Raw genomic sequence first — 13,987 nt, forward strand, 5'->3', positions numbered from 1 at the left:
TATAAAAACAGCGCTGGTTATCTGGCCTGCATGGCCCGGATTGTGGTAGGCGATGAGGTGCGCGTCACAGACGTCTGGTCGGCAGGCGACGTTGGCGAGGCGATCAACCCCGATGGCACCATTAACCAGATCGAAGGCGGGATCGTGCAGGCGATCAGCTGGGCGTTGAAAGAAGAGATCGGCTTTGCCGGGGGTCAAAATCTGACCCAAAGCTGGGAAGATTACCCAATTCTTAAGTTCTCGGAAATACCCCGTCTGCAGACCCGTCTGATCGGACCGCAAGACGCAGTCCCTCTTGGGGCAGGCGAAATTTCATCTGGCCCGGCGGGTGCGGCAGTGGTGAATGCCGTGCGTGCGGTTCTTGGTGTGGTGCCGGAACGCTTGCCGCTCAGCCGCCACGCGCTGGTGGCTCTGCTGAGCTAGGTAGTTAGAGCTTAAGAAGCTTCCTGGCGTTCCCGCTAAGAAGCTTTGTCTTATCGGCTCTATCCATCTCAAACTTAGTGATCCAGTCGACGCCGTCCTTGTTTGTCACATAAGGCCAATCGACCGCAAACATGATGCGGTCGATGCCGACCTCTTCGATACAACAGCGCAGGGCCGCGTCCGAGAAAAAGCCGCTGGTGGTGATGTGGAAATTATTGCGGAACACCTCGGCAAAATTTGTGGGCGCATTGTCAGACCGCGAAAAACTCTCGTCGATGCGTGCAAGCAGGAACGGGATTGCTTCGCCCAGATGCCCAAGGACAACGGTCAGGTCGGGGTGTTTATCAAAGATCCCACTGAGGATCATCCGGACAGCCAGCGTGCCTGTCTCCACCCCAAATCCCCAAGCGGACCGGGTCAGCGCGGGATGGCTTTTCGCATAGGCGCCATAATATGTTTCGATCACTGATTTGTCGGGCAGAGCAGGGTGCAGATAGACTGGCACACCGAGCGCCTCGGCCCGCGCAAAGATCGGCCAGAAATCAGGTTCATCGACAAAGCGGCCATTGCTCAGCCCGTGCAGCAAAGCACCTTTCAAACCCAGCTCTTCGACCGCGCGGGTCAATTCGTCGGCTGACGCCTGCGGGTCAACTGTGGGCAGCATTGCGAATCCGGAAAAGCGATCCGGGGCACTTTCGATGGCGGCGGCCAGCACGTTGTTGACAGCACGAGTGGCCTCAACCGCGACATCCGCATTTAGCCGTTGCGTACCGGGGGATTGGTGCGAAAGGACCTGCATATCGATCCCGGCCGCGTCCATCTCTTGAATGCGAATATCCAGAAAATCATAAAGCCGCTTACCAATGGGCGATGCGGGGTCTGCTGCTGCGTGGCCAAAGTGTTTGGCCAGATCGTGGTCCATGAAGTGTTCTTCAATCGCAATAATCTCGGGTGTCTCGGTCATCTTGAGGAAGCCTGCAGGTTGCTTGGGTCATCACCCGCGAACAGCGGGCTTTTTCAGTTGACACCAATGCGAACGATTGCACAACTGATTTCAGACGGTTTTGCGCATCGGAGGATATGATGGCCAATTCGGATCAGTATACATCAACACATTGGGAAAAGATCAGCGGGTCGCTTGATCAAGGGCAGGTCTTCAACACGATGCGGGACACACCCTATTACCGGGATGCGGTCTACCCTCAGTTTTCTCGAGGCGAGTATTTGCGGCGCTTTGCAGCCCTCAAGGCCAAGATGCAAGAGCAGGACCTTGACGTGGTGATCTGCCCTGGTGGTCCGAGCCACTGGAGCTTCGGCGGCGGGATGCTTTGGCTTTCGGGCCATTGGGAATGGCATTCCTTGGCGGCCTATGTTGTCTTTCCACGAGATGGTGAGCCGACACTGATCTATGGGATGGGCGGCACCCATATTGAAGCAGTCCGGCGCGAGGTCTCGGTGGCAATTTCGGATGTGCGGTCCAGCCGTGGCGGGCTCTACGGCGTCGTCATGTCCGAACGGATTGCCGAACTGGGTTATGACAAGGGACGGATCGGGTTGTTGGAAATCGACAGCCGTCACAAGGATTACATGCCGGTCAATCAATACGCGGCCCTGAAAGAGGCGCTACCGGAGGCCGAGATTGTCTTTACCCAAGGGCTGATGCACGCGCTTTTGTCGATCCACAGCGAAGAGGAGCTGGATTGTGTCCGCCATGCCGGAACGCTCTGTACGAATGCGATGCAGGCGATTGCCGAGCGTGCCAAACCCGGTGCGACAGAGGCTGACTTACGCGCGGCGGCCGGATCCGCAATCCTTGAAGGTGGCGGTGATATTGATTTCCTGATCATTGGGTCAACGCCGATGGCCGCCCCGGCAATGGTCTTTGGCAATCCTCGCCCGTCGCAGCGTGAGCTAAGTTCCGGGGATATGATCATCATGGAGCTGGCAGCAGGGTATCGCGGGTATAGTGCACAGATCGGACAACCGATTTGCCTCGGCGCGCCATCTGATCCAGTTCAGCAATTTTGGGATGAGATCGCAAAGCCCGGCTATTTGAAGATTATCGATACGATCTCCCCGGGGCGGCCACTGGCAGACATGCGGCAGGCTGCTGGCATTTTCCGCGAGAAGGGTGTGCAATCGCGACCGATTGTCATGCATGGGATCGATTTTGTGTCCGATGGCCCGCATGTGTTTGTCGAACGCACCGCGTCAAAACCCTTCGAGGAGACGTTTAAGCCTGGTATGGTATTGATGCCTGAACCGAACCCGATTTCCGCTGACGGACGCATGGGCATGTTTGTTGGGCACACCTTTATCGTCACTGAAGACGGTAAGGAATGTGTTGACGACTGGCCGCTGGAACTGACCGTCGTCTAGCGGCCAAGTTTTTCAGACAACCAGATGAACGAGGCCGGAGCCCATTCTTTGTAGTGTTCAAAGGCGCAGTGTCCGGCGTTTGGATAGACGCGCGCCTCGCGACCCGTGACGGGACCGTGTTCCAGCATGTAATAAATGTTGCCGATGGGGGCGAGATGATCCTCTTTTCCGTTGATCATCAAAAGCGGCATCGTGATGTCGTTGACGATCCCCAAGGACGATAGCGCCCACCGACCGTGGATATTATTCTCGGTTTCGATCGACCATGTCGGAAAGGATGGAGGACCACCTGCAGGACCAAAGACGAAGGTCGATCGGCGATTGCGCGCCGCGATAAAGGCATCCATCTCGGCGTCGGTCATGCGATAGCCGAAAGGGTGGCCTGCGACGGCAACAACGGCGTGGATTTTTTCAGGCGCGGTGCCTGCAAGTTGCATCACGGAATAGCCTCCCCTGCTGATACCGAAGGCACCGACGCGATCGGCGTCAACTTCAGGCCGTGCAGCAAGCGTGTCGATGGCGGCGATCCAAGCTTTAACTGACTCTGGTTCCCACGGAAAAGGGTTTTCACCCGTTCCCGGCGCATCCATAACCAGCGACGCCAGTCCGTTTTCAAGCGCATACTCGGCGGCCCAGCCACGGTCTTCCTTGAACACGTCAGAGCCACACATGATCAGGACGGCGGGGCTGTTCTTCTGCCCCTTGGGTGCGCGAAAATGGGCGCGAAAACTTTGGCCGTCGCAGTCTATGTCTATAACTTCCATCGGAGGGTCGAGATGGGCGCTGGCCTTGCGATAGGCGCGGGCGCAATCGGCACTGATGCCCGCTTTCACCGGGGAGACTTCGCCGGGAAACCGCCCAATTGCGTAAAAAGTCTTGGCCAGAAGATAGGCCTCACGGGCATTGGCGGTATCGCCGTTCTCCGTCAGCGAGTCTCCTTTGGATTCGTGCTTTTGCCCGGCCTCGCGCCAGATAGGAACCCAATGCTCTTCGGTCGTGGAAGTGAGTCTTGAGACGATTTCGCGAAGTTCATCAAGATCAGAGATCATTGATAGCCAGCGCCGATAAAATCCGCCTTTTGCGACGATGAACGGGTCTTCGCTGGGCGCAAATCCAAGAGAATTCGTTGATTTACTCATGTTTTAGAGCCTTTTTGCCGGGGGATCAAAGAAACTGCAGCGGTGTAGACAGGTGATCCAATGCTGTGTAACGTATTTAAGCAATCGATTGCATAGAATGCCATTCAAGTGAATAGCATTTTGTTGACAGCATGCGAGGACGGGAAATTCCCGGTCAATCAGGGGGGAGAAAAAATATGAACAGATACTTATCTCGACCAATCATCAGCAGCCTGTGCGTGGGGGCAGTTTTGACGCTGACCGCGTTTCAGCCGGCATTTGCCCAAGAGGTAAATAATCCGGGCTTGCTGGTTCACGCAGCAGACGACGAACCGACATCTCTGGATCCTGCACAGGTCGAACCGGGCGAGGGCGGCGAAACTGTCATCCTTCAGGTTTACGATCGGTTGCTGGATATCGGGCCGGATTCGCCCGAGCTTATCCCATCGCTGGCTCTGGAAGTGCCTACCGTAGACAACGGGCTGATCTCTGCTGATGGGCTGACTTATACGTTCAAGCTGCGCGAAGGCGTTGTCTTCCATGACGGCACCGCCTTGACAGCCGATGATGTCAAATATTCCTGGGATCGGGCGATGGAGATGGATTTGCCAGAGGGCAATGCCGGTATCCTGTCCGATTACATTGCGGCAACTGCGGTTGTGGATGACTTCACGTTTCAGGCGACCCTGAACGAAGCGAGCGCGAGCTTTCTGAACTCGGTCGTGATTGCAATGGTCGCCTCTATCGTCAGTCAAGACGCGGTTGAGGCCAATGGTGGCGTTGAGGCGGGCGTGCCGAACACATTTATGTCCGGCAATGCAGTTGGAACCGGACCTTACAAGTTTTCGGTTTGGAACCGTAACGAGAACCTTCAGCTTGAGGTCTTTGATGACTACTGGGGCGATAATGCTTCGCTAGACGTAAGGATCGAGATCGGCGGCGATCCCGACGTGCGTGTTCTTGGTCTGCGCGCGGGCGAATTTGATACGATTGAAACCGACCCGTCCTTCATCGCGGATCTTGAAGGTGTGGATGGTGTGACGATCTATCAGGAGGGTCTGCTGCTTGAGCCGCTTCACATCGGCATGAACCTCAACATCCCCGAGGGCGCCTTGCCGGCTGAAGACACAATCCCGGTCGATTTCTTTCACGATGCGCGAGTACGTCAGGCATTCAACCATGCATTCGACTATGATGCGTTTCTGAACGGTCCTTTGGCGGGTTATGGCGATTTCAATCCGCACTACATCCCGATTGGCATCTTTGGCTATGACGAGGCTTCGCCAACCTACAACAAGCAGGACAAGGCCAAGGCTGAGGAACTGTTTCGCGCTGCAGGGTACTGGGATGACGGCTTTACGATCTCGGTGATCACCGAGGAGGGCAACCTTTTCGCGCTGATGTGCCTTGTAATGAAGGACTCGCTGGAAGGCCTGAACCCTAAGTTTCGGGTGAACGTGCTGGCGGTTGCGGAATCGGTGTTTGACGATGCCCATGCCCAAGACCCGCTAGAATATGCGATGTGGGCTAAGAACGCCGATCCGGCAGCTGATCCGAACGCCTATCTTCAGGCTTATGTACATCCTGATGGCGACTGGGGACAGGTCCATGGTTTTGCCAATGGCTATGCTGACCCAGATGCAATCGGCGCAATGATCGACGCTGCTGCGGTCGAGCTGGATGTTATAAAGCGGGCAGAGATGTACGCTGAAATCAGCAAGGTTCTTTATGATGAACCGATGTGGCTGATCGGTGCGCAGGAAGGTGTCGTCGCGGCCCATCGTGATTGGGTCCAAGGCTTCACCATGCAGCCGCTTTGGCCACGTCCGGGCTTCAAGTTCGCATTGTTCGACAAATAGGTCGTAGCCCTTGAACAAAAGCCTGCGCGCCTGAACGGGTGCGCAGGCTTCGTTATCCCACCAAACAATAATCGACTATTTTTACGGAGACCGTGAATGCAGCTACGGGACTATATTATCCGACGCCTCATTGTCCTGCCGATCCTGATCATTGGCGTTTCGATTGTCGTATTTTCGTTGACCCGTATCTCAGGATCGCCGGTTGGCATTTATCTGTCGCATGAAATGTCCCCCGCCGAAGTTCAGCAGATCGAAGCGCGCTACGGTCTCGATAAGCCGCTGCCGGTTCAATACTACGCTTGGGCCAAGGGCGTGTTGCAGGGTGATCTGGGCTGGTCCGGTGTCGCCGCTGCCCCTGTCACCGAAGTTTTTCCCAACAAACTTGCTGCCACTATGGAACTGGCATTTTCCGCTGGATTCGTTGCGGTTTCATTAGGGATCTGGCTGGGCACTTTTGCTGGTGCAAGGCGCAATCGATGGCCCGACCACATCACCCGGATTGTCGCCGTAAGCGGGGCCAGTCTGCCGCTTTTCTGGCTGGGAATTCTTCTCCTTATCATCTTCTGGGCCAATCTAGGCTGGGCGCCGATTGGGCGCAGTGATGCCACGATTTGGGCGAGTATTGCCCACCCGACAGGCCTTTACACCGTTGATGCTCTGCTGGCTGGAAACCTCAAAGCGTTCGGTGACGCTTTGTGGCATCTGGCACTGCCCGCGTTGACGCTGGGCTATGGCGCCACTGCGATCATCGCGCGGATGATGCGATCATCGCTGGTCGAGGAGTTGCAGCAGGATTATGTCGACGCCGCGCGCGCCAAGGGCTTGCCAGAACGGCTGGTTCTGCGGCGCCATGCGCGGCGCAACGCGCTAATCCCCACAGTGACGGTCATCGGTCTGACCTTTGGGTTCCTGTTGCAAGGGACAATTACCGCCGAGATCATCTTTAGATGGCCGGGGCTGGGCCGTTGGATGGCAGATTCCGTGCTGCGCGGTGATCAGGCGACGATTATGACCTATGTGCTGTTTACCAGCGTTCTATTCCTGATGGTCAATTTGGTGGTGGATGTCATCTATGCACATCTTGACCGCCGTGTCGTTCTGGGAGGCTGAGAATGGCGGATATCTCTCAGACCCGTTTGCCCAAAAGCCCATTTCGGGGGCCGACGACCTCAGTCTGGCAGGTGCGGGTTCTGCGCATGCGCGAGCTTGCTGCCAACATCCTGTCGAACCCGACCACGGTGCTGGGCCTTGCTATCATTGGAATGCTGCTGGGGATGGCGATCTTTGCGCCATTTATTGCAGAGCCAAATATCCCTGATGCCTACCAGATGCCGCGCGACTGGGGCGCTGTGCGCAAGCCGCCGGGAACGCCGGGGCATATTCTGGGCACCACAAACGAGGGCGGCGACGTTTTCTACGGTGTCGTCTGGGGCAGCCGAACATCGCTGCAGCTTTCGTTGATTGTGGTCAGTGCGACTGTGATTATCGGCACCATCGTCGGCAGTATTGCAGGCTTCCTTGGCGGCTGGGTTGATGAGGTTCTGATGCGGATCGTCGATGTGTTTCTGTCGATCCCAGAACTGATCTTTGCCCTTGCCATTGCTGCCATGCTGGGGCCATCATTCAGCAACATCATCATTGCGCTTTCAATGGTGATTTGGGTGAAATACGCGCGCATCATGCGGGCACAGATCATTCAGGTGAAACAGAATGAGTATATAGACGCCGCCCGCGTGATAGGCGACAGCAAGATCAACATCTACTTCCGGGACATTCTGCCAAATTCCTTTACGCCCGTGATGGTTCAAGCGACGCTCGATATGGGCAATGTGGTTCTGATTGGGGCAACCCTATCATTTATCGGTCTGTCAGAGGCTGGCATCGCCGAATGGGGAGTATTGGTGTCCGAAGGTCAGGCTGGGATCGCGTCAGGCCGGTGGTGGGCTTCAACGTTCCCGGGTCTCATGATATTTCTCTGGGCGCTTGCCTTTAATCTAGTTGGCGATGGCTTGCGCGATGCGCTTGATCCCAGAACAGAAGGCCGCTGATGTTCGACGAAAATCAACCATCCCTGGCGGCAAACAGCGCCAACGCCATTGCCCGCGTCGATGACCTAAAAGTCTACTTCAATTCCAAGCGCGGGATTGTCCATTCCGTGGACGGCGTCAGCTTCGACATCCGCGATGGAGAGACATTGGGACTGGTCGGCGAAACCGGCTGCGGCAAGAGCGTCACCGGTCGGTCTTTCCTGCAACTGCTTCCAATGCCGCCGGGTATTCAGGCGGGCGGATCAATCACCTTTTATCCGCAAGGTATCTGCGAAGAGTGTGGTGGGAAGGGCTGTGCCAGTTGTACAGGCACCGGACGCACTTCGGTTGACTGCGAAGCCTGCAGCGGCACGGGCTGCGACGCCTGTGGCAGCAATGGCGCGCAACAGATTGATCTTCTGAAGCTGGGGTCCGAAAAGATGCGGCGCATTCGGGGTGATCGGATCGCAATGATCTTTCAGGACCCGGGCAAGGCGCTTAATCCATCACTGACGATCCGCGAACAAGTGGGCGAGGTCTTCTTGCAGCACCGCAGTGAAGAGTTGCTAGGCGCGGCCGGGATCGCGACGGACGCAGGTGGCTGGCAGGCCAATATCCTGCGCCGCAAAGCCTCGCAAATGGAGCGAGGCATAGAAGGGCTGTTGCTGGCGTTGCCGCCGTTGCGATCACAGCGCAATAAGCTGGAACTGGCGCTTGATGACATGGTGGCGGACGCGTTGACGGAGACGCAAATCGCCAACCCGCGCAAACTGATGGGGCGGTATCCGCACGAGTTGTCGGGCGGAATGCGTCAGCGGGTGATGATCGCGCAAGCGCTGGCGTGTAACCCGGACCTTTTGATCGCTGACGAGCCGACAACGGCGCTGGATGTGACAGTGCAGGCGCGCATTCTAGAGCTGATCAGCGAGTTGAAGGAACGGCACAAGACCAGTGTCCTTTACATCAGTCACGACCTGTCGCTTGTCCGGCGCATCTGCGACCGGGTGGCCGTTATGTATGCGGGCCGGATCGCAGAGATTGGAACGACTGAACAGATTTTCAATGATCCGCGACATCCCTATACGCGCGGTCTTTTGGCGGCGGTTCCGACCGCTGCAAGCAAACGGGGTGAGCTGGCCGCGATCAAAGGATCGGTGCCCGAGCTCGTCGACCCAAAACCATCCTGTCGGTTCACCGGAAGGTGCCTCTTTGAAACTGAGGCGTGCGGGACCTTTGATCCCGCGCTTCAGAATGTTGCGCCCAATCACGCAGTTTCCTGCTTTATTCATCACCCGCCGCCAGAAGGCGTGCGGCCCAGCTTTGACACCAAAACATCATGAGTGCTGCAGATCAGATGCCCCAAGCCAAACCCGGAACCAACGCCGACATCCTGCTGTCGGTGCGCAATATCAAAAAGCACTTCCCTATTCGGGAAGGTGCCTTGCAAAAGGTCGTGGGCCAGGTGCGTGCGGTGGACGGCGTCAGTTTTGACATTCGTCGCGGCGAAACACTGGGGCTTGTCGGTGAAAGCGGCTGCGGCAAGACTACTTTGGGTCAGGTCGTCAGCGGATTGAGAGCGCCCACCGATGGCGCAGTTTACTACGACATCTCTGAAACCCAACGCGCGGAACTTGAGGCGAGGCAAGCGGTCAACTGGGGTGCTGGGCATCGCATCGACCAGCTTGAAGGTGCGGCGTTCAAAAACTTCCGGCGTAATTGCCAGATGGTGTTTCAGGATTCTTATTCCTCGCTTAACCCGCGTCATCTGGTCATCGATCTCGTGGGGCGTCCGCTCAAGGTTTATAAAGAGGCGTCGGGCGATGAACTGGTTGAACGCGTTGTGGCCCTGCTAGAGCAGGTCGGGCTCGACCGGCAGCACCTCTATCGTTACCCGCACCAGTTCTCTGGTGGGCAACGACAGCGGATCTCCATCGCACGGGCACTGGCGCTTGATCCTGATCTTATCGTGCTGGACGAACCAACAAGTGCGCTTGATGTGTCGGTTCAGGCGCAGATCTTGAACCTCCTGCACGATCTACAGGTCGAACGGAACCTTGCCTATCTCTTTGTCACGCATGATCTTTCCGTTGTACGACACATGGCTGACCGGATCGTGACCATGTATCTGGGCAAAGTGGTTGAGACTGGCGAGACGACCGACCTCTTCCGCCAGCCGTATCACCCCTATACCCAAGCCTTGATGGCGGCCAAACCGGACCTGATCGAAGGCGAAGACACCGCGATGCAATCGCTTGAAGGCTTGGTGCCCGACCCCGCCCGACCGCCGCAAGGTTGCCGTTTCCACACCCGGTGCTCACAGGCGACACCGGTTTGCGGTTGGGAGGTTGACGACGTGGTCCGTTGGTTGGATTCGAGCGAAGAGATGTTTGACAAGCTTTCCGGCGTGGAGCGCAAGAGCGCCTTTGATGCCACCTTGACCTTTGAAGATGAGACCTCGGCTCAGCGGCTGGCAGATGGGTTGCAATCCGATCTTGTGCCTGCACCGATGCGTGAGGCTACAGAGGCGCTCGAGGTCTCAGAAAAATCTGTTCGGGTGCGTTTCCAAGAGGTAGCAGAAATCAACCTGACGGACCGCGACAATGGGCGCGCTGCCGCCTGTATTCTGGACCCTAACGACGTGAAGCGAGGCTAGCATATGATTGACCCTGAAAATGTCAGCCTGACCGAAGTTGTCGATGGAGCGACGGTGCACCTGATGTATGTGCCGACATGGGACGGGCTTTATGCGCCCATTGGCCTGCGCAAACCTGATGGGGAAGGGCCGTTCCCGATTGTGCTTCTGGCCTCTGGCAATGGGGGCGAGGGGATGCCTTGGATTCGCGATGCCGTGCGCACCAAAGGCTATATCATGGACCGGTTGGTGGACGCCGGCTACGCCTGCGCTTGGCTGCGTTACCGCACCGAAGTCGAGTTGGGATATAACGATGGCGGTGGGCTGGTGCGCGATATCCGGCAGGGCCGGGAAATGTTCAATCGATCGCCCTTGGAATACGAAGACGAGATCGCGATCATCGACTTCGTCAAGACGCTTTCCTTTGTGGATGCCGACCGGGTAGGCTTGATTGGGATGAGCCATGGTGGTGAGATGGTGCTAAAGATCACCTCGGAATATCATGGTGTTAGGGCTGCTGTTGCCAGCGAACCTGCATCGCATGAATACCTAGCACTAACTGTCGATGAGACAGCCTTTGTCGATGAAGCGACGCAGATGCGCAACATCGAGAACATGCAGATGACCGAGACCGACAAGGTCCGCCGCCGCATCGATATGGACCTCGCACAAGCGCGGATCAGCGGGATCGATACGCCCATTATGGTCACTGGCCGCGACGACGATCATTTGCAAGGCATCTTCCGCACCACCTATGATCTTCTTTTAGAGGCAGGCAAAGAAGTTGAATGGTTCAGTGTCGACCACGACTTGCATGGCTATATATTTCCAATCCGTGGCAGCGACGGAGAGTACGAGCTTAACGACGTCCAGATTGCGGCGATTGACCGGACCATCGGCTGGTTGGACGGGTATCTGAAGGACTAAGTCTTCGGTGCGGCGACGCTCGCGCGTTCGATCAATTGAACCGGAAGTACAGTTGTTGGCGGAACCTCAGCAGTTGGGTCTTTCATCATTTTGACCAGAAGTTCCGCACTCAACCGACCAACCTCAAATTGCTCGACCCGAATTGTTGTCAGACCGGGCGAAATTCGGTCCAGGAAGGGCAGGTCGTTAAACCCTGTGACAGAGATGTCCTTGGGACAATTCATCCCGTGTTTTTCAAGATAGTCGATAGCGCCGATCGCTAGACGGTCATTGGCACACAGAATAGCTGTAAATTTCCAGTTCGACTGTAAAAGGGTTCCGGCGCACAGCCAGCCCGCATCCTCGTCAAAACGGGTCGCGTGAACGATTGCCTGTTTAGGAATCTGGAGGCCCATTTTTTTCGTCGTCTGTTCAAAAGCAAGCCGCCGCGCAACCCCTGTTGATAAGGCCTTGGGACCGGCGATATGCGCTATGTTGTGATGGCTTGCCGCGTAAAGATGATCGAGAAGCATGCGAATGCCTTCTGCATCGTCGTTCACGACACTTGGAACCGTTGCGCCTTCAATCAACCGGTTGACCGTCACGACGGGCACGTTCTCCTGAGCGACCTCGACGATGCGAGGGTCAGAGCGGTGGGCTGCTGCGTCGATGATGCCGTCCACCCCGCGCTCGAGCAGAACTTCGACGAGCTTGCTCTCGCGATCTATATCGTTGTCCGTGTTGACAATAATTGAGGCATAGCCCGCAGATTCCAAAATGCTTTCGACACCGCGGACGATGGGTGGAAACAACGTGTTCGTGATATCTGGAATTAACAGCCCCACGGTCATCGTGCGACTGGTGCGCAGTCCGGAGGCAAGCCGATTGCGTCGATAGCCCATCCGCTGGGCGGCATTGCGCACGCGATCGACCACTTCGTCGGTCAGAGCTTTTTTCGCTTCCGGGTCAAGGGCGCGCGATACCGTTGAGGTGTGAACACCAGTTTCGCGGGCGATGTCCTTTAGTGTGACACTTTTGATCATATCAAATGCTCTAAATTCAAAGCAGCAACAGGGCAACCTTATAGATTTGTGCAATCGTTTGCGGAAAGATCTTGACGGAGCTGACGTTGCTGTCCTAGCATCATGCAAACGATTGCGCATAGTCGGTGGTCGTGCTGCACTCTTAAGGTAGATGGGGCATGAGCGTGGCTGACGCCATCAACGGTGCGCCTATCCCGGGTCCATGTTCAGGTGCCGTAGCAGCATGTCCCAGACAGGGTATGGGCACAGAAATTTATGGTAGGAGCGAGAATGAGCAAACTGAAAATTGGCTGGGTCGGCATGGGCCGGATGGGATATCCAATGGCCGAACGGCTGGTAAAAGCCGGATATGACGTTCACGTGTGGAACCGGACCCGCTCCAAAGCAGAGCCGCTCGCGGAAAAGGGTGCAACACTCGTCGATAGCCCGCGCGATCTGGCCTCGTGTGATGTGCTGGTGACGATGGTGTCCACGGGCAAAGATGTTGAACAGGTCTATTTCGGCGAAAACGGTGTGCTGTCAGGCAGCGAAACACCTGGCATTTTCCTTGATTGTTCCTCGATTGCTGTAGAGCAATCGGCGGACCTGCGCGCGCGGTTGGCTGAGCGCGGCGCTCACTTGGTGGCATCGCCTGTCAGCGGCAACGGCAAATGCGTAAAGGCGGGCAAGCTAAGCGCGGTCGCCTCTGGCCCGCGTGCTGCTTATGATCAAGTCGAAGGCATTATCGACGCTATAGCCGGCAACGGTGTGTCTTATGTAGGCGAGGGCGAATTGGCCCGGTTCTGCAAGATTGCACATAACGTGTTTTTGGGTGTCGTAACCCAAAATCTCGTGGAAATTACGGTGTTGGCAGAGAAGGCTGGCGTGCCGCGTCGTGCCTTCCTGGACTTCATGAATAATTCGGTGATGGGCTCGATATTTACTCGCTACAAGACCAACGCACTGGTCAACCTCGACTGGACCACAACCTTTACGCCCGAGCTATTGCGCAAGGACATGGACCTCGGTCTGGGAGCAGGACGTAGCCTTGGTGTGCCGATGCCGGTGACGGCAGCAACACGAGAGGCGCTGCAGGCTCATTTCGGTGCAGCAACGCTTCAAGATGATGCCGAGGCTTATCTTCAGAAAGATTTCTCAGCCATTCTTGAGACCGTCGCACTTGCGTCAGGCCTTAAGCTGGAAAGCGAGAATTCTCCCTATCCGACCGGATTAGAGGTGCCGCAAGCAGCAGAATAAGGCGCGGGCGAATTGGCCCGCACTTCTGTCGACGAGGGAACCTCGATCAACCATAGGGGCGGTTCACGCACCGCCAGAGTGAAGATGAAAATAGGGAGTGAGAAAATGAAACTCAGTGAATTGATTGCAACAACAGCTGTTGCATCGCTTCTGTCTACGGCTGCAGTGGCAGACATCAAAATTGGGGCGTCCTTGCCCTTGACCGGCAACTTCTCGATTGCCGGAGAAAAACACCAGCAGGGCTATAACCTCTGCGTCAAAATGATCAACGACAACGGAGGCATTCTAGGCGAGCAGGTTGATCTGATCATTTCAGATAACCGATCTGATCCAGCCACCGCGATCAACCAATACGAGCGGTTCA

12 protein-coding genes and 1 pseudogene are annotated in these 13,987 nt (G+C 56.3%); 10 read left to right on the forward strand and 3 right to left on the reverse strand.

Annotated features, from left to right (window positions below):
- On the forward strand, positions 1-423 hold a 423-nt coding region (locus AC221Y_RS11395), incomplete at its 5' end, for a molybdopterin cofactor-binding domain-containing protein (protein ID WP_486707348.1).
- A 4-nt stretch (positions 424-427) separates the two neighbouring features.
- Here AC221Y_RS11395 and AC221Y_RS11400 read toward each other — a convergent pair.
- Complete coding sequence (locus AC221Y_RS11400) at positions 428-1,387, reverse strand: amidohydrolase family protein (RefSeq protein ID WP_299757578.1); 960 nt, start codon at positions 1,385-1,387, stop codon at positions 428-430.
- A gap of 119 nt (positions 1,388-1,506) precedes the next feature.
- Here AC221Y_RS11400 and AC221Y_RS11405 point away from each other — a divergent pair, with 119 nt between their 5' ends.
- Positions 1,507-2,802 carry a M24 family metallopeptidase gene (locus AC221Y_RS11405; protein WP_299757580.1) on the forward strand — a complete coding sequence of 432 codons (1,296 nt, stop codon included), beginning with the start codon at positions 1,507-1,509 and terminating at the stop codon, positions 2,800-2,802.
- On the opposite strand, the gene AC221Y_RS11410 is transcribed toward AC221Y_RS11405, so the two are convergent.
- Entirely contained in the window at positions 2,799-3,941 is a 1,143-nt protein-coding gene (locus AC221Y_RS11410; protein WP_299757582.1) for an alpha/beta fold hydrolase, read from the reverse strand. The two genes, AC221Y_RS11405 and AC221Y_RS11410, sit on opposite strands and share 4 nt — an antisense overlap.
- Positions 3,942-4,117: 176 nt before the next feature.
- On the opposite strand from AC221Y_RS11410, the gene AC221Y_RS11415 reads away from it, so the two are divergent.
- The 6 genes from AC221Y_RS11415 to AC221Y_RS11440 all read left to right on the forward strand — a co-directional run bounded on the left by AC221Y_RS11415 (position 4,118) and on the right by AC221Y_RS11440 (position 11,365).
- The gene (locus AC221Y_RS11415; protein WP_299757585.1) at positions 4,118-5,779 is read left to right on the forward strand and encodes an ABC transporter substrate-binding protein; all 1,662 of its coding nucleotides are present in this window, start codon (positions 4,118-4,120) and stop codon (positions 5,777-5,779) included.
- Positions 5,780-5,875: 96 nt separating this feature from the next.
- Complete coding sequence (locus tag AC221Y_RS11420) at positions 5,876-6,889, forward strand: ABC transporter permease (protein ID WP_299757587.1); 1,014 nt, start codon at positions 5,876-5,878, stop codon at positions 6,887-6,889.
- A 2-nt stretch (positions 6,890-6,891) separates the two neighbouring features.
- The gene (locus AC221Y_RS11425) at positions 6,892-7,827 is read left to right on the forward strand and encodes an ABC transporter permease (protein ID WP_299757589.1); all 936 of its coding nucleotides are present in this window, start codon (positions 6,892-6,894) and stop codon (positions 7,825-7,827) included.
- Positions 7,827-9,146: an ABC transporter ATP-binding protein gene (locus AC221Y_RS11430; RefSeq protein WP_299757591.1), complete on the forward strand. Its 1,320-nt coding sequence runs from the start codon at positions 7,827-7,829 to the stop codon at positions 9,144-9,146. The genes AC221Y_RS11425 and AC221Y_RS11430 overlap by 1 nt, the downstream gene beginning before the upstream one ends.
- On the forward strand, positions 9,143-10,459 hold the full coding sequence (locus AC221Y_RS11435) for an ABC transporter ATP-binding protein (RefSeq protein ID WP_486707349.1): 1,317 nt from the start codon (positions 9,143-9,145) through the stop codon (positions 10,457-10,459). The genes AC221Y_RS11430 and AC221Y_RS11435 overlap by 4 nt, the downstream gene beginning before the upstream one ends.
- Before the next feature lie 3 nt (positions 10,460-10,462).
- Complete coding sequence (locus AC221Y_RS11440; RefSeq protein ID WP_299757597.1) at positions 10,463-11,365, forward strand: alpha/beta hydrolase family protein; 903 nt, start codon at positions 10,463-10,465, stop codon at positions 11,363-11,365.
- Here AC221Y_RS11440 and AC221Y_RS11445 read toward each other — a convergent pair.
- Positions 11,362-12,387, reverse strand: a complete 1,026-nt coding sequence (locus tag AC221Y_RS11445) for a LacI family DNA-binding transcriptional regulator (protein WP_299757599.1) — start codon at positions 12,385-12,387, stop codon at positions 11,362-11,364. The genes AC221Y_RS11440 and AC221Y_RS11445 overlap by 4 nt on opposite strands.
- Before the next feature lie 243 nt (positions 12,388-12,630).
- Between AC221Y_RS11445 and AC221Y_RS11450 the strand changes: the two are divergent.
- Positions 12,631-13,623, forward strand: a pseudogene (locus AC221Y_RS11450) (NAD(P)-dependent oxidoreductase); the annotation flags it as partial.
- Positions 13,624-13,728: 105 nt separating this feature from the next.
- Positions 13,729-13,987 (forward strand): ABC transporter substrate-binding protein (locus AC221Y_RS11455; RefSeq protein ID WP_486707350.1); only part of this gene is annotated, 259 nt, incomplete at its 3' end.

Source organism: Boseongicola sp. (assembly GCF_057460485.1).